We start from the raw sequence: 16044 nt of genomic DNA, 5'->3' as shown, positions 1-16044 counted from the left end.
CCGATCGGACGTCACGAGCCATGCTGTCCGCGGATGCCGTCCGCGTTCAGGGCAGAATCATCCGCGGATCGCCGGTCCCCCTTTCCGGTCAGGAGGACTCGTTTCCGGTCAGGAGGACTCGGCGACCGCCTTCAGCTTGGCCAGACCCCGATCGAAATCCTTCTCGATCGACTTCTGGATGCGCAGCAGCGGCGCCAGCACCACCATGAGCCCTCGGTTCTCGCCCTGCATCGTCCAGCTGATGCGGGTGCCCTCCCCGACCGGCGTGAACTCGAAGCGCGTCGGGCACAGGGCCTTGAACGGCTTGATGAACTCCAGACGGATGCCGATGGCCTCGGGCGTGGACGACTCGATCGTCATCTCGCCCTGGCCCACCTTGCCATCGCCGGTCCACGAGTAGTGCGCCCCGACACCCGAATCGGCGCCGCTGTAGGCACGACGCATCGACGGGTCGAGGTCTTCCCAGGGCGACCACGCGGCCCAGTGGCGGAAGTCATCGACGAAAGCGTGAACGCGGGAGGGCGATGCGGAGGTCTCGATCGATCGGGTGACGATGTACGTGCTCATGTGCACACGGTAACGCCGAAGAAAATTCTGCGAAATCCCGTCATGTTTCGGGGTGTGCTCCGTCTTCTTCTGCGAGTGCCGTTTCTGGGCCTGCTCGCCTCTTCCCGTGGAGGTGGGCGCCTACTCCGGGGGGAGTGGCGGCACTCGCCGGACGATCCCCGGGTGTGGGTGGTCAGCCGGTGGGCGGTCGGGAGCTTTCCCAGGGTTGCCGACCGCCCCTTCCCCTCCGCTCCAGCGTCCCGTCGGGAAGCTCAGGTTTCCCCAAAGAAAGCCGTCGAAAACCTCGAAGTGCGCCGTCGGCACCTGCGGCCCGGGGTACCGTGAAACCAATGCGTTAAGCGCTTCGGTTCTCTGGGGGGAGAGCGGAAGAAGCGCCCGACACATTGACTTGGGCTCTGGCCCACAGCAACGAAGAAGAGCCTCGGCTCGCGGTCCCGGGGGAGGGAATGCGCGCCGGGGTTCTTCTGTTTTCCGGGGCCAGGAACCTCGCGGGGGCGAACGTTCGGCCCCGCCCTACTGCGCGGCGCGCGTCTCGATCGCCGACGTCAGCGCCGTGCCGTTGAGGTCGAGATACGCGCGACGCTCCGTCACCGACAGGGTCATCTCGTTGCGACGTTCCACGAGAGCCGCCGCGGCCTCGACGAAGCCGGGCTCGAAGCTGTGCAGCAGCACCTGATCGGCGCGATGGATGCGCTTCCCCGCCCACAGCGCGGCGACCTTGTCCGGGTCGCGGTGGGTGTAGACGGCCGTGCGCTCGGCCGCGCTGCTGCCGCGGTGGAGGCGCGCGGCGTCTGGGGCACCGACTTCGATCCACGCGAGCAGGCGGCCCGTGAGATCGCGCACCGATACGGCCGGCTCGTCGGTCGCGGCGATCCCGTCGCTGAACGCGATGCCCTCCTCGTACTCGAGGCAATAGGCGAGCACGCGCGTCATCATGAATGCGTCGGTCTCGGACGGATGCCGCGCCACGCGCAGCGGCAACTCCTCGTACACGCCGCGATCGACATCGGCGAGCTGGACGGTGAAGGTGTGCAGAGTCGCGCCGATGGCCATGACGAACGAGCCTACGCGCGCGGGCGGCGCGCGGCGGTCACTCCGCGACCCACGCCGGCACGGCCACGGTGGCGAGGGTCCCACCGCCCAGCGGCACGGTGTGCCATGCGGCGGTGATCTCGCCGTTCCCGCCGCGGCGCACGATCAGGCGGTGCGGTGACGTGGCGACCACGACGTGGACGAGGATGCCGTCGGCATCCGCTTCGCCGCGCGCCTCGACCACGACGACGGCTCCCGCCTCGGCCGGGCGGACGGTGACGACCGGCGGTGCCGTATCGGCCGGGGCCGGGAGGTCGAGGACGGTGCGGGTCCATCCCGCGGCCCCGACGGCGAACGTCTGCGCGGCCCCGCCGGTGACGGTGGGCGGGAGGGTGAGGCTCCAACCGGCGCGGGTGTCGTCGAGGAGCGCCCCCGTGGCATCCATGGTCCCGTCCGGCGCCGGTGCGAGGGAGGAGCGGGAGTCCCACGCGTCGGACGCGCCCACGCTGCCCGGTTCCGCACGCGCTGCGGTGTCGGCCCCCGCCGCCGCATCGGCCACCTCGACCGCCTCGGCGAAGCGCCAGAACGCGCGCATCGTGCGCTGCGTATCGAGCGTCGCGCCCTGGTAGGCGATCACGAGGCCGCGCTCGGGGAGCACGACGGCGAACTGCCCGTAGGCGCCGTCGACCCGGAAGCCCTCGCGACCGCGCCAGACCTGATACCCGTACCCGTAGGTCCAGTCGTTGTCGGGATCGTCCGGTTGCGCGGGGTCTCGCGTATCCGACCACGCCCGCGACAGTTCGTCGATGTACGAGGCCGGCACGACCTGCACGCCCGCGAAGCGCCCGCCGTCACCGAGCATGATGCCGAGACGCGCGAGGTCCTCGGTGGTGAGGTGGAAGCCCGATGCGCCGAGATCGACACCGCGCACCGGCGTCATCCAGCGCCGGCCGATACCGAGCGGATCGAGCAGTCGCGGACGGAGGTAGTCGGTCAGCTGCTCACCCGTGAGAGCCGTGACGATGCACGACAGCGCGTACGTGGCATCCGAGTTGTACGCGAACGCCGTGCCCGGGGTCGCCGCGGGCGGGGTGGACAGGAGCGCCGCCACGTCGAAGCCGAAGGCCTCGATCTGCGATGTGTTGTGGCCCGTGTTCATCGTCAGCAGGTGACGCACGGTGATGCCGTGCGGGTTCGGCAGTCCGAGGAGGTCGCCCGCCGACGCGTCGAGCGTGAGCCGCCCCTCGGCCTCGAGCAGTCCGATGGCGAGCGAGGTGAAGGTCTTGGATGCCGAGTACGACAGCGCCGGCCGGTCGATCGCCCACGGCGTCCACGCGTGCGAGGCGACGACCTCGCCGTGACGCGCGACGACGAGGGCGTGCGGGTCGAGCCCTTCGGACGACAGGCTCTCGGTGAGAGCGAGGACGGCGGCCGGGGGCACGGGGGAAGTCATACTCCCAGTCTGCCCCGGACCGAGCCGCCCGGGCTCAATGCGCGGAGTTCGGGGCCTCGCCGCCCTCGGAGAACGACGGGCGACGGCCGAACAGCCTCGCGACGCCGAGCACGACCCCGACGATCACGAGTCCCGCCGCCAGCCCCGCGACGGCCGACACGGCCGTGTCGCCCAGCCAGACGATGAATCCGCCGAGCGGCTCGAGCGCGTGCTCGACGCCGTGCAGCACGTCGACGGGGAAGTGCCAGCCGACCTCGCCGAGGTTGACGAGGAGGAGATGACCGCCGACCCAGAGCATCGCGACCGTGCCGACGATGCTGATGACGCGGAAGACGACCGGCATCGACCGGACGATGCGCGTCCCGGTGTGGCGCACCCGACGCGACGGGTTCTTGGCCATCCGCAGTCCGATGTCGTCGATCTTCACGAGGAGGGCGACAGCGCCGTAGACGAGGCCGGTCATCAGCAGGGCGATCAGGGCGAGCACGGCGAGCCGCATCCACACGCTCAGGTCGGGGTCGATGTTGGACAGCGAGATCAGCATGATCTCGGTGGAGAGGATGAGGTCGGTGCGGATCGCGCCGGCCACGAGCCGCTTCTCGTCGCGACCGCCCTCGTCTTCGTGGCCGTGGTGGAACCCGAACCACTCGAGCACCTTCTCGGCGCCCTCGAAGCAGAGGTACGCACCGCCGACGATGAGCAGCCACGGCAGCACCCACGGAGCGAAGGCCGTCAGCAGCATCGCCGCGGGGATGATGAGCAGGAACTTGTTCGCGAGCGACCCGAGGGCGATCTTGCCGACGACCGGGAGTTCGCGGGCGGGGGTGATGCCCTGCACGTACTGCGGAGTGACGGCGGCGTCGTCGATCACGACACCCGCCGACTTCGCCGACGCCTTGAGCGCAGCACTGAGGATGTCGTCGACGACGGCGAGCAGACCAACGGACACAGTGACCCCCGAGTGTTTTCCGGCGGAGCCAACTTACGGCACGCGCGGCCCCGCCGCGTATCCTCGTGGCGTGCCCGCTTCCGCCACCGTCCTCGCCGCGTTCGCCGACGCGTCTTCCGGCGAGGTGGTCGAGGTGGTCGAACCCGCACTCTGGCGCGAGCGGGAACGTCTGCACGCGGAGCGCGCCGACCTGCTGACCGCCGGGCGCCGCGAGCGCGCCGCCCGCGGCCTCACGCATCCCGTCGACGACTTCCTGTACACCTACTACAGCTACAAGCCGTCGGTGCTGCGCCGCTGGCATCCGGGCGGGGGAGTGCGACTCGGGGATGCCGCGGCCACCGCCCGCGCGCACTGGCGGGGGTACCGCGTCGACGGTGACGACGTCGTCGTCGATGTCGCGGGGTTCGCGGGGGAGAAGGAGCTCATGCTGCGCGGCATCGCCGGCATCCTCCGGGCGACGGAGAGCCGACGCGCGCAGTTCGGGTGCTTCGGGCTGCACGAGTGGGCGATGGTCTACCGGCAGGGAACGCATCGGCATCCCGTGCCGCTCCGGCTCGGACAGGACGAGACGGATGCCGTCGTCGATGCGCACGCGCTCGGGTGCACCCATTTCGACGCGTTCCGCTTCTTCACCCCCGACGCCGTGCCGCGCAACCGTGCGCCGTTGTCGCGGGAGACGCAGGCGGCGAACGAGCAGCCGGGGTGTCTCCACGCGAACATGGACCTCTACAAATGGGCCGTCAAGCTCGGTCCGCTCGTGCCCGGCGACGTGCTGCTCGACGCGTTCGAGCTCGCGCGCGACATCCGCACGCTCGACATGCGCGCCTCTCCCTACGACCTCGCCGACTGGGGATACGCGCCGGTGGCGATCGAGACCGCGGAGGGGAAGGCCGAGTACGTCGCGCAGCAGCGAGGCTTCGCCGAACGCGCCGCGCCGTTGCGGGCGACGTTGCGGGCGATCGTCAGTACCGCGTTGAGCGCAGCGCGGTAGGGCGTCGGGGGGACTCATCGAGGCCGTTCCCCTTCCCCGCGCCCGAATCGATTCGATAGACTGTTCGGGTCGCGTTCGCGACGGCATCCCCTTCTTCCCTTCTCGTCCTGGAAGCATCCGCATGGCCCGCACTCTCACCACCGGAAGCCCCTGGCGCGTCATCCTCGCGTTCTCGGTGCCCCTACTGATCGGCAACGTCGTCCAGCAGCTCTACCAGGTCGCCGATGCGATCGTGGTGGGCCGCTGGCTCGGCGTCGACGCGCTCGCCGCGGTCGGGGCGACGGGCAGTCTGCTGTTCCTGCTGCTGGGGTTCGCGTGGGGACTCACGTCGGGCTTCGCGATCCCGACCGCCCGAGCCTTCGGCGCGCAGGATCACGCGGCCGTGCGTCGGTCGGTCGCCTCCGGCGCGGTGCTCACGGGCATCACGAGCGTCGTGCTCACGCTCTTCGCCCCCATGCTGGCCCGCCCCGGCCTCGAACTGCTCCAGACGCCGACGGAACTCATGGAGGATGCCGTCGTCTTCGCGCAGATCAGCTTCCTCGGCGCGAGCACGATGATGTTCTTCAACTTCCTCTCGGCGATCATCCGCGCCATCGGCGACTCCCGCACGCCCCTCGTCTTCCTGACGCTCGCGTGCGTGCTGAACGTCGGACTCGTCGTGCTCATGGTGGGTCCGTGGGGCTGGGGTGTCGCCGGGGCGGCGCTGGCGACGGTCCTGTCGCAGGCGGTCTCCGTGCTCCTGTGCCTCGAGTACGTGCGCCGCCGTGTGCCGGTGCTCCACGTGCGCCGCCACGACTGGCGCGTGACGCGCGCCGATCTGGCCGAGCACCTGCGCCTCGGCCTGCCGATGGGGTTCCAGGCTTCGATCATCGCGATCGGAACCCTCGCGGTGCAGGTCGCGCTCAACGAGCAGGGTGCGGCCTCCGTCGCGGCGTACACGACGGCATCCCGGGTCGACGGCCTCGCGGTCGCGCTGCTCATGTCGCTCGGCCTCGCCACGTCGATGTTCGTCGCGCAGAACCACGGCGGCGGACGCCCCGACCGCATCCGCCGCGGCGTCGTGCAGGCCACATGGCTGGCGCTCGGGGCGGCGGTCGTGCTCGGCGCGCTGCTCATCCTCTTCGGCGCCGGCATCGTGCGCCTGTTCGTCGGCGACGGCTCCGACGAGGTCGTCGACCTCGCGGCGCTCATGCTCATCATCAACGGCGCCACGTACTCCGCGCTCGCCGTGCTGTTCATCCTGCGGGGCGCGCTGCAGGGACTCGGCCACACGATGATCCCCACCGTCACCGGTGTCGTCGAGCTGTTCGCACGCACGGGAGCCGCGGTCGTGCTGGGAGCCTGGTTCGGGTTCGTCGGCGTCGCCTGGAGCAACCCCCTGGCCTGGTTCGGCGCGGTCGTCATCCTCATCCCGGCGTACGTGCGCGCGCACCGGAGCCTGGCACGGATGCCGGTGACGCCCGCCGTGCCGACACCCACCGCCGCCATCCCCGTCATCGGTCCGAGCGACGGCTCGATGGTCGTCGACGCGATCGTCACGCAGCCGATCGCGCTCCCGCAGCAGCCGGCCGCGGCCGCCACGGCGACCCGCGCCCACCTGGTCCGGGTGTTCACCCGCCGCGGAGTCCGCCGGGAGGGCAGTCGGCGGCGCTGAGCTCGCGGGGGCGCGGGCGGGTTGCGGGCGGGTGCAGAATCGGGGGTGTGAATCTCCCCCAGCTGACCGAGATGCCCGACCCGCAGTACATCATGGTCGGCGAGGGCCATCGCATCGCCACCTACTCGTGGGGTGACGAGGATCAGCCGACGGTCGTCATGGTGCACGGGTTCGCCTCGAGCACGAAGGACAACTGGGTCAGCACCGGGTGGGTGCGCGACCTGCAGCGCGCGGGCTATCGGGTGCTCGCGCTCGACCAGCGCGGCCACGGTGCCAGCGACAAGCCCCACGACGCCCGTGACTACCGCCTGCGGCAGCTGGCCGGAGACGTCGAAGCGCTGCTCGACACCTACCTCGTCGACGAGGCGCGCTACGTCGGCTACTCGCTCGGTGCCCGCGTCGGGTGGGAGGTGCTGCAGGACATCGCCCCCCGCATCCCCCGCGCCGTGCTGGGCGGGGTGCCCGACGGCATCCCCCTCGCCCGTCTCGACCTCGACCAGGTGCGCGCGCTCGCCGACCACGGCACCCCCGTGACGGATGCCGTGACCCAGAACTACATCCGCCTCACCGAGCGCGTGCCGGGGAACGACTTACGGGCCCTTCTGGCGATCGCCACCGGGCTGCGCGAGTCGAAGCAGGCCGACCCCGACCCAGCCCACGCGCCGCACCAGCCGGTGCTGTTCGCGACGGGCACCCTCGACGCGATCATCGAGGGCTCGCGCGCTCTCGCGGCCGCGTGCCCAGGGGGGCAGTTCCTCGAGATCCCCGACCGGCACCACTTCAACGCGCCGGGATCACGTGTGTTCCGCGCCGCCGCGCTGGAGTTCCTCGCCGGCTGAGCGGGCGTGGGGGGTGGGGCGCAGGATTGGGGCGCAGGATCGCGGATTGCCGGCCGGCAGTTGCCGGTTGCCACCCGTTCCTTGCCCTCTGGGTCGGCCGCGGTTAGCTTCGCAGCGCGAGCGGACGACGGGCGGCTGACCATGGCGGAGCAACGGGTGACCGTGATCTTCCGACGCCGAGCCGTCGGCGCGGTGGCCGCCGTGGCGGTCTTGCAGATCGTGGCTGCGGTGGCCACCACGGTCGTCTGGGTCTCCCGCACGTTGTTCGCGGGAAACGCGTGCTCTCCGGACTGCGATCTGGCCGGCGCGGATCGTGCGGGCATGGTGTACGTGGCGCTCGTCGTCGCGAGCCTTGTCCTCACCGCGGGGGCGATGTTCGTCGCATGGCGGACGCGCCGCGATCTGACGTGGGTCCCGATCCTCGGCATCGCGGTCATCATCGGGGGACTGGTGCTAGCCCTCGGGATGTTCGACCGCGCTATGAGCTGAGCGGGTGGCTCGGCCCGCGTGCAGCGCGCAGCGCGGCGCGCAGGGGCGTGCCAGATCGCGGAGATGAACCACATTTCGGATCGAAGTGCCTCGTGGCATCCGAAATCGTGCACATCTCCGCGATTCTGCACGCGCCGCGTCATGCGCCGCCCCGCTACGCCCCCACGGAGGTCAGACCGTGACGACGATCTTTCCGCGCGTGTGGCCCTCCTCCAGCTGCGCATAGGCGGCAGCACCCTCGTCGAGCGGGAAGGTCGAGGCGATCTCGACTCGCAGCGTGCCGTCGGCGACGAGAGCCGCGAGCTCGCCGAGCTGCGCCGCGTCGGGACGCACCCACACGTAGTCGCCGCCGAACTCGGTGCGGGCCCGAGGATCGGCGATGGAGACGACGTGGCCGCCGTCCTTCAGGAGCGCCGACGTGGAGTCGAGGGAAGACCCGCCCGCGAAGTCGATGATGACGTCGAACCCTTCGGGGGCGAGCTGCTTCGCGGCATCCACGAGTCCGTCGCCGTACGCGACCGGTTCGGCCCCGAGATCACGCAGGTAGTCGTGGTTGCGGGGCGACGCGGTACCGATCACGCGGGCACCGCGCAGCTTGGCGAGCTGCACACCGAACGAGCCGACGCCGCCGGCCGCGCCGTGGATGAGCACGGTGGAACCTTCACCTAGACCCGAGCGCTCGATCGACTGCAGCGCGGTCAACCCGGTGAGGGGGAGCGCGGCGGCCTGCTCGAAGCTGATGCCCTCGGGCTTGAGGGTGGCCGTACGCACCGGCACCGGCATGAGTTCGGCGAGCGAGCCGTGCTGCACGACGTCGGCGCGCGCGTAGGCGAGCACCGCGTCGCCGACCGCGAACTCGGGCGTGTCCAGGCCCGTCTGCTCGACGACACCCGCGACGTCCCACCCGGGAACGGCGGGGAGGGCCGTGTCGATGAGGCCGCGGAGGTAGCCCTCGCGCACCTTGTAGTCGACGGGGTTGAGTCCCGCCGCGACGACCCGCACGACGAGCGTGTCGGGGCCGATGTGGGGAGCGGGGAGGTCGGTGATCTCGAAGCGGTCGGAGCCGCCGAAGTCGCGATAGACGAGTGCCTTCATGCCGGATGCCAACGACAGCGGCCCCGCGCGCATTCCTCCCCCGGGCGCACACGCCTAACGTGGATGCCGTGATCAGACTCGCGACCATCGGCACCAGCACCATCACCGAGCGCTTCATCGAGGCGGTGTCGCGCGTGGACGGGATCGCCGTCGAGATCGCGTATTCGCGTGACCTCGACCGGGGTCGTGCGTTCGCGGAGCGCACCGGCATCCCGGATGCCGTCGACGATCTCGCCGCGCTCGCCGGACGGGTCGACGCGGTCTACGTCGGCTCGCCGAACGGTGCGCACGCGACGCAGGCGCGCGCCGCGATCGACCTCGGCCTGCACGTGTTCCTCGAGAAGCCGGCGACCCCGACGTCCGAGGAGTTCGCCGAGCTGGTCAGCTACGCCGCCGAGCGGGGCGTGGTGGTCTTCGAGGGCATGCGCAACGCGTACGACCCGGGCCTGCGGGCGGTGCGCGACCTGCTGCCGAAGGTCGGCGTCGTGCGGCGCGTCTCGTTCGCGCTGTGCCAGCGGTCGGCCCGCTACGACCTGGTCCTGAACGGGGAGACGCCGAACATCTTCGACCCCGCACTGTCGGGAGGGGCGCTGTTCGACCTCGGCGTCTACCCGTTGAGTGCTGCGATCGCGCTGTTCGGCGCTCCGGATGCCGTCACCGGCGTGACCGTGACGATCGCGACGGGCGCCGACGGGGCGGGCACCGCGCTGCTCACTTATCCCGGCTTCGTCGCCGACATCGGCTTCTCGAAGATCACCGCCTCGACTCGGCCCAGCGAAATCCAGGGGGAGCTCGGCACGCTCACGATCGACCGGATCACCGACCCCCGTGTCGTCGTGTTCACGCCGCTCGGGGGTGAGCCGGAGGAGCACCGCATCGACGGCGACGAAAACAACATGAGTTACGAGGTGGAGCGCTTCGCGGCGCTGGTGCGCGGCGACGACGACCCGACCGTCGATCAGCAGCGCACTCTCGCGGTGCTGCGCGCCGTGGAGGACATCCGCCGCACCGCAGGCTGACGGCATCCCGGGCGGACGGCATCCGCGACGCCCGTCGTTCACTCGCGGTTCCCCGGCCGGTCACCGCGCACGGGCACCCTGACGGGTGCGTGCGGCGACCGACCCGCGCGCGGAGGGAGCCGACGTGGCCGAGCCCGTGAGCGATCGACCGGCCAAGACCGATCGATCCGGCGCCGCGATCACGGTCGCGATCATCCCCGCCCGCGGCGGATCGCAGGGGGTTCCCCGGAAGAACGTGCTCCCCGTGGGCGGCGTTCCGCTCGTGGCTCGCGCGGTCGCCGCCGCCCGCGCCGCACAGCGCGTCGACCGGGTGGTCGTTTCCACCGACGACGCGGAGATCGCCCGGGTCGCCGCCGATGCGGGCGCCGATGTCGTCGAGCGCCCCGCCGAGATCGCCGGCTCGACGGCATCCTCGGAGAGCGCACTCCTCCACACCCTCGACGAGCTGGCACGGGCGGGTCACGAGGTCGGCACCGTCGTCTTCCTGCAGGCGACGTCGCCGTTCATCTCCTCCTCCGGCATCGACGAAGCCGTGGCGATGGTCGACGGCGGCGGATACGACTCGGCCTTCTCCGCATTCGAAACGTACGGTTTCCTCTGGGCGAGAGACGCGGATGCCACCGCCACCGCCCTCAACCATGACGCCGCACGCCGTCCCCGACGGCAGGACCGCGACCCTCACTACTGGGAGACGGGCGCGTTCTACGCGTTCGGGGCGGAGGGGTTCCGCCGATCCGGGCACCGGTTCTTCGGCCGCGTCGGCATCGTGGCCGTGCCGGAGTTGTCGGCGGTCGAGATCGACGATCACGCACAGCTCGCGCTCGCCCGCGCGATCGCTCCGCTCGTCGACGACACGTCCGAACCGATCGACGTGGATGCCGTCGTCACCGACTTCGACGGCGTCCACACCGACGACACCGCCCTCATCGACGCGCACGGTGACGAGCGGGTGCGGGTGAGCCGATCCGACGGCATGGGGGTGGCGCGGCTGCGACGTGCCGGCATCCCCGTCCTCATCCTGTCCACCGAGACCCACCCGGTCGTCGGCGCGCGGGCGGCGAAGCTGCAGGTCGAGGTGCTCCAGTCGATCGACGACAAGGCCGCGGCGATCGAGCGCTGGGCGGCGGCCCGAGGCATCCCGCTGTCGCGCATCGCGTATCTCGGCAACGACGTGAACGACGTGCCCGCCATGGAACGGGTGGGCTGGCCGATCGCGGTGGCCGACGCGCGTCCCGAGGCGCGGGCGATCGCCCGACGGGTGCTCAGCCGCCGCGGCGGCGACGGCGCGGTGCGCGAACTCGCCGAACTCGTCCTCGGCGCCTGACGCTCCCTCTTTTCTCCCTTTCTCCCTCTCTCTCTCTCTCTCGCTCTCCCTCTCCCTCTCTCCCTCTCCCTCCCTCTTCCCGCGAGAAAGTGGCGCAATGTGCGGCCATACCGCGCGGGATGCCGCAACCTGCGCCACTTTCTCGCCGCGGGTCGCGAGGGATGCCGCAGACTGCGCCACCTTCTCGCACCGGCGCCGCAGACTGCGCCACCTTCTCGCCGCCCCGCCCCGCACCGCAGACGAATCGACACCGCGGCGCGAGGCTCGCGTCATCTGCGCGTGGCCGTCCGTTCACCTCGCGAGCGGACACTGGCCGCACGGCGTCGCTGAGCGAGCGGCGTCACGAGAGGACCACCACCATGACTGTCAGCATCGGAACGCGCACCGTCGGCCCGGGCCACCCGGCCTACGTCATCGCCGAGATCGGTCTGAACCACAACGGTGACGTCGAGATCGCGAAGCAGCTCATCGATGTCGCCAAGCGCGCCGGCGCCGACGCCGTGAAGTTCCAGAAGCGCACCCCCGAGATCGCGACGCCCGCCCACATGCGCGACGTGCCCCGCGAGACCCCCTGGGGAACGATGTCGTACCTCGAGTACCGCTACCGCGTGGAGTTCGGTCACGAGGAGTACGTCGAGATCGGCGACTACGCCACGATGTCCGGGCTGGACTGGTTCGCGTCGCCGTGGGACGTGCCGTCGGTGCACTTCCTCGAAGACCACAATGTGGTCGCGCACAAGGTGGCATCCGCGTCTCTCACCGACCGCGAGATGCTCGAGGCGCTCCGCGCGACGGGCAAGCCGATCATCCTGTCGACGGGCATGTCGACGCTGGAGCAGATCGACGCCGCCGTCGAGGTGCTCGGCCGCGAGAACCTCATCCTCATGCACGCGACCTCCACGTACCCGATGGAGCCCGCCGAGGCGAACCTCCGTGTGATCCCCGCGCTCCAGGCGCGCTTCCCCGGCGTGCCGGTGGGCTACTCCGGGCACGAGCGCGGGCTGCAGATCTCGCTCGCCGCCGTCGCGCTGGGCGCCGTCGCGGTGGAGCGTCACATCACGCTCGACCGCACGATGTGGGGTTCGGACCACTCGGCATCCCTCGAGCCTGCCGGCCTCGAGCACCTGGTTCGCGACATCCGCGTCATCGAGGAGGCTCTCGGCGATGGTGTGAAGCGCGTCTTCCCCGGCGAGCTCGCGCCGATGGCGAAGCTCCGTCGCGTCCCGGCATGACCACGGGCCGCCTGCGGGTCGTCGCGGTCGCCGACGCCGACTCCTTCGTCAAATGGGCAGCCGCCCTGCTCGACTCCGTCCCGCAGGCGGACAGCCGCATCGTTCTGGTCCGCACGCCCCTGACGGTCAGTGCCGCGCAGGAGGAGAGCGCGCTCGACGGCACGCCCTTCGGCGTGGACGACGTCACGCGGCTGCCGCACGGCGCGCTCGCCGGCTGGCTCACGCGGGAACGCCCCGACGTCGTCGTGATCGCCGGACGCGGACCCTTCGCGCGGCTCGTCATGCGCGAGATCGATCGCGTGCACCCGCGACCGGTCGTGGTCACCGGGCTCCCCGGCATCTCGATCCCCGCGCAGCGCGGCGCCGTGACCTACCGCCGCGAGAGCGACCTCTTCCTCGTGCACTCGCACCGTGAGGAGCGTGCGTTCCGCGATCTGGCGCGTCGACTGGATGCCGACCTCCGCATCGGACTGGCGAGCCTCCCGTTCGCCGCCCCGCGGCCGCGTCCCGCCGGCGGCACTGATCTCGTGTTCGCCGCGCAAGCTCTCGTGCCGCTGACCAGTGCCGACCGTCGGGAGGTGGCGACCGTGCTGCGCGATGCCGCGCTCGCGCACCCCGACCGCCGCGTCGTGGTGAAGCTGCGGTCGCGAGCGGGCGAGAACGAGACGCACGTCGACCGCGAGAGCTACGAGGGGCTGCTGGCCGACCGGCCGGCGAACCTCGTCTTCTCGTACCAGCCGATGCGGGCCGCCCTCGCCTCGGCGGAGGGTCTCGTCACCGTGAGCTCCACAGCCGCCGTCGAGGCCATCGCGCTCGGCGTCCCTGTCATCGCGCTCGACACGTTCGGGGTGAGCAAGGAGAACCTGAACACCGTGTTCCGCGGTTCGGGTCTGTTCGGCGACGCGGCGGCCGTGATCGCGCGGCGGTTCCGGCATCCCGCTCCGGGCTGGCTCACGCAGAACTACTTCCACGACCCGGCCGACGCGACCTGGTGGGAAGACGTGGAAGACCTCGTGGTGCAGCGCCGGCTCGGGCTCCTGCCCGCTCGGGAGCAGCCGGTGCGGCGGGGTGGCGCGCTGCGCGTGGCGTGGGAGCGACGCATCGTGTTGGGCGGCGAGGACCGTTCCCTCTCGGGCCTCGTGGCACTCGCGGTCGGGATGCCGTTGCGTGCCGCGATCCTCGTGCGCCGCCGGCTGCGCGGCAACCGCGGTGCGCACTCGTGGGCCGATGCGGCCAGCGACATCACCGTGACGCCGGCGCTCCGCCAGGAGCCGCTCCTGCGCCGCCGCCCCGTCGGCGTCGACGGCTGAGTGCCGGTGCCGGCCCGCCGGCCGCGGGAAGCCCCCGTGGGATGATCGGACCGTGGCCACCGGGCAGGATCTCGACACGCTCGTCGCGCTCCGACGGGTGCGTGACCGGATGGACCGCGAGTACGCGCGTCCGCTCGATGTCGAGTCGCTCGCGCGCGGAGTGCACATGTCGGCCGGCCATCTGAGTCGGCAGTTCCGCCTCGCGTACGGGGAGTCGCCTTACGCGTACCTCATGACGCGCCGCATCGAGCGGGCGATGACCCTCCTCCGACGCGGCGATCTCACCGTCACCGAGGTGTGCTTCGAGGTGGGATGCCAGTCGCTCGGCACATTCAGCACGCGCTTCACCGAACTGGTCGGGGTGTCGCCGAGCGTGTACCGCGCGCAGGGAGCGCCGTTCCGTCCGGGCATGCTGCCGTGCATCGCCAAGCAGGTGACCAGACCGGTCAGGAATCGAGAAGCGGCTGGCGGCAGCCGGTCGTAACGTGGTGCCCATGGACATCACGATCCACTCGAGCTTCCTGCCGCACACGGATGCCGAGGCATCCCTCGCCTTCTACCGCGACGTCCTCGGGTTCGAGGTGCGCCTCGATGTCGGGTACGAAGACATGCGATGGATCACGGTCGGCCCGCCGGGTCAGCCGTCGACGGCGATCGTGCTGCACCCGCCCGCCGTGGGCTACGACGTGACCGAGGAGGAGCGCACGCTGCTGCTCGAACTCATCGCGAAGGGCAGCTACTTCGGCGTCAACCTCGCGACCGACGACCTCGACGGGACGTTCGCGCGCATCGAGGCGGTCGGGGCCGACATCGTGCAGGAACCGATCGAGCAGGACTACGGCGTGAGGGATGCCGCGTTCCGCGACCCGGCGGGCAACCTCATCCGCATTCAGCAGACCCCGCAGAAGGAGAACGGCCATGAGTGAGAAGCGCGACACGAAGAGCGGCTTCAGCGACAGCGAACGCGAGGCGATGCAGCAGCGCGCGGCCGAGCTGAAGGAGATGAAGGGCGTCAAGGGCGCGGTGAAGAAGGCGAAGGAGCTGGAGGCGTGCCTGGCCGCGATCGAGGGGCTGTCCGGCGCCGACCGGGTGATCGCCGAGCGGTTGCACGTCATGGTGTCGGAGGAGGCTCCCGGCCTCGATCCCAAGACCTGGTACGGGTTCCCGACCTACGCGAAGGACGGCAAGAACATCCTGTTCTACCAGCCGGCATCCAAGTTCGACACGCGGTACGGCACCGTCAACTTCGCCGAGGATGCGGCGATCGACGACGGCGAGATGTGGGCGGTGTCGTTCGCCCTCCTGGAGATGACCCCGGCAGCGGAGAAGAAGCTGCGCGCGCTCATCGCGACGGCGGTCGCCTGACGTGGCGCCCGCGCACGACGACGACGCTGCGCTGTCGCGTCACACCGACTACGGCGTGGAGCGCCTCGAGGAGCGGGATCTGTCGAGCGACCCGGTCGCGCAGTTCCGCCGGTGGCTCGGGGAGGCGGCCGATCGCGGCGTGTACGAGCCCAACGCGATGGTCCTCGGGACGATCGGGGCCGACGGCGACCCGCAGAGCCGCACCGTGCTGCTGCGCGGCGTCGACGAGCGCGGCTTCGTGTTCTTCACCGACCGCTCCTCGCGGAAGGGTCAGGCACTGGCCGCGCACCCGGCCGCGACGCTGCTCTTCCCCTGGTACGTGCTGCACCGGCAGGTGATCGTCACGGGAGACATCGCGTTCGTCTCGGATGCCGAGTCCGACGCGTATTGGGAGAGTCGCCCCCATGGCTCGCGCGTGGCGGCGACCGCGAGTGCGCAGTCGCAGCCGGTCGCCGGGCGGGGGGAGTTCGAGGCGCAGGTGCGCGCCGTCGAGGAGAGGTACCCCGAGGGCACCGCCGTTCCGCGACCGCCGCGCTGGGGAGGATACCGGCTCGCACCGCGCCGCGTGGAGTTCTGGCAGGGGCGCACGTCGCGCCTGCACGACCGGCTGGTCTTCACCCGCGCGGGCGAGAGCTGGGGCATCGAGCGCCTGCAGCCCTGACCCCTGGGATCCCTGACCCCTGGCATCCGACGCGCGATGTGCCGAGAAAGTGGCGCACTCTGCG

17 protein-coding genes are annotated in these 16044 nt (G+C 71.0%); 12 read left to right on the top strand and 5 right to left on the bottom strand.

Annotated features, from left to right (window positions below):
• Positions 1-108 precede the first annotated feature (108 nt).
• From P0Y48_11785 to P0Y48_11770, 4 genes are all read right to left on the bottom strand, one after another.
• A complete protein-coding gene (locus tag P0Y48_11785) occupies positions 109-567 on the bottom strand; it encodes an SRPBCC family protein (protein WEK13135.1) in 459 nt (152 codons plus the stop codon).
• 513 nt (positions 568-1080) lie between these two features.
• Complete coding sequence (locus tag P0Y48_11780) at positions 1081-1620, bottom strand: YaeQ family protein (protein ID WEK13134.1); 540 nt, start codon at positions 1618-1620, stop codon at positions 1081-1083.
• A 37-nt stretch (positions 1621-1657) separates the two neighbouring features.
• Positions 1658-3052, bottom strand: a complete 1395-nt coding sequence (locus tag P0Y48_11775) for a serine hydrolase (protein ID WEK13133.1) — start codon at positions 3050-3052, stop codon at positions 1658-1660.
• A 34-nt stretch (positions 3053-3086) separates the two neighbouring features.
• Complete coding sequence (locus P0Y48_11770; GenBank protein WEK13132.1) at positions 3087-4001, bottom strand: DUF808 domain-containing protein; 915 nt, start codon at positions 3999-4001, stop codon at positions 3087-3089.
• Positions 4002-4125: 124 nt separating this feature from the next.
• Here P0Y48_11770 and P0Y48_11765 point away from each other — a divergent pair, with 124 nt between their 5' ends.
• The 4 genes from P0Y48_11765 (at position 4126) to P0Y48_11750 (ending at position 7974) form a co-directional block, all read left to right on the top strand.
• On the top strand, positions 4126-4992 hold the full coding sequence (locus P0Y48_11765) for a 3-methyladenine DNA glycosylase (protein ID WEK15069.1): 867 nt from the start codon (positions 4126-4128) through the stop codon (positions 4990-4992).
• A gap of 121 nt (positions 4993-5113) precedes the next feature.
• The gene (locus P0Y48_11760) at positions 5114-6646 is read left to right on the top strand and encodes an MATE family efflux transporter (GenBank protein WEK13131.1); all 1533 of its coding nucleotides are present in this window, start codon (positions 5114-5116) and stop codon (positions 6644-6646) included.
• 71 nt (positions 6647-6717) lie between these two features.
• A complete protein-coding gene (locus P0Y48_11755; GenBank protein ID WEK15068.1) occupies positions 6718-7485 on the top strand; it encodes an alpha/beta hydrolase in 768 nt (255 codons plus the stop codon).
• 156 nt (positions 7486-7641) lie between these two features.
• Positions 7642-7974 (top strand): hypothetical protein, encoded by a 333-nt coding sequence (locus P0Y48_11750; protein ID WEK13130.1) that lies wholly within the window; start codon positions 7642-7644, stop codon positions 7972-7974.
• Between the two features lie 171 nt (positions 7975-8145).
• Here P0Y48_11750 and P0Y48_11745 read toward each other — a convergent pair whose 3' ends face one another.
• Positions 8146-9069, bottom strand: a complete 924-nt coding sequence (locus P0Y48_11745) for an NADP-dependent oxidoreductase (protein ID WEK13129.1) — start codon at positions 9067-9069, stop codon at positions 8146-8148.
• 68 nt (positions 9070-9137) lie between these two features.
• On the opposite strand from P0Y48_11745, the gene P0Y48_11740 reads away from it, so the two are divergent.
• From P0Y48_11740 to pdxH, 8 genes are all read left to right on the top strand, one after another.
• Positions 9138-10088 (top strand): Gfo/Idh/MocA family oxidoreductase, encoded by a 951-nt coding sequence (locus P0Y48_11740; GenBank protein WEK13128.1) that lies wholly within the window; start codon positions 9138-9140, stop codon positions 10086-10088.
• Positions 10089-10212: 124 nt separating this feature from the next.
• On the top strand, positions 10213-11412 hold the full coding sequence (locus tag P0Y48_11735; protein WEK13127.1) for an acylneuraminate cytidylyltransferase: 1200 nt from the start codon (positions 10213-10215) through the stop codon (positions 11410-11412).
• Between the two features lie 359 nt (positions 11413-11771).
• On the top strand, positions 11772-12644 hold the full coding sequence (locus P0Y48_11730; protein ID WEK13126.1) for an N-acetylneuraminate synthase family protein: 873 nt from the start codon (positions 11772-11774) through the stop codon (positions 12642-12644).
• Positions 12641-13954: a hypothetical protein gene (locus P0Y48_11725; protein ID WEK13125.1), complete on the top strand. Its 1314-nt coding sequence runs from the start codon at positions 12641-12643 to the stop codon at positions 13952-13954. The genes P0Y48_11730 and P0Y48_11725 overlap by 4 nt, the downstream gene beginning before the upstream one ends.
• A 109-nt stretch (positions 13955-14063) precedes the next feature.
• Positions 14064-14438 (top strand): helix-turn-helix transcriptional regulator, encoded by a 375-nt coding sequence (locus tag P0Y48_11720; protein WEK15067.1) that lies wholly within the window; start codon positions 14064-14066, stop codon positions 14436-14438.
• 10 nt (positions 14439-14448) lie between these two features.
• A complete protein-coding gene (locus tag P0Y48_11715) occupies positions 14449-14880 on the top strand; it encodes a VOC family protein (GenBank protein ID WEK13124.1) in 432 nt (143 codons plus the stop codon).
• Positions 14873-15319: a hypothetical protein gene (locus P0Y48_11710; GenBank protein WEK13123.1), complete on the top strand. Its 447-nt coding sequence runs from the start codon at positions 14873-14875 to the stop codon at positions 15317-15319. The genes P0Y48_11715 and P0Y48_11710 overlap by 8 nt, the downstream gene beginning before the upstream one ends.
• Before the next feature lies 1 nt (position 15320).
• Positions 15321-15980 (top strand): pyridoxamine 5'-phosphate oxidase, encoded by a 660-nt coding sequence (gene pdxH, locus P0Y48_11705; GenBank protein ID WEK13122.1) that lies wholly within the window; start codon positions 15321-15323, stop codon positions 15978-15980.
• The last annotated feature ends 64 nt before the right edge of the window (positions 15981-16044 follow it).

It is taken from the genome of Candidatus Microbacterium phytovorans (assembly GCA_029202445.1).
Classification (GTDB): Bacteria; Actinomycetota; Actinomycetes; order Actinomycetales; family Microbacteriaceae; genus Microbacterium; species Microbacterium phytovorans.
The sequence above is the reverse complement of the archived record's forward strand: the minus strand, read 5'-3'. Positions and strand labels throughout refer to the sequence as shown.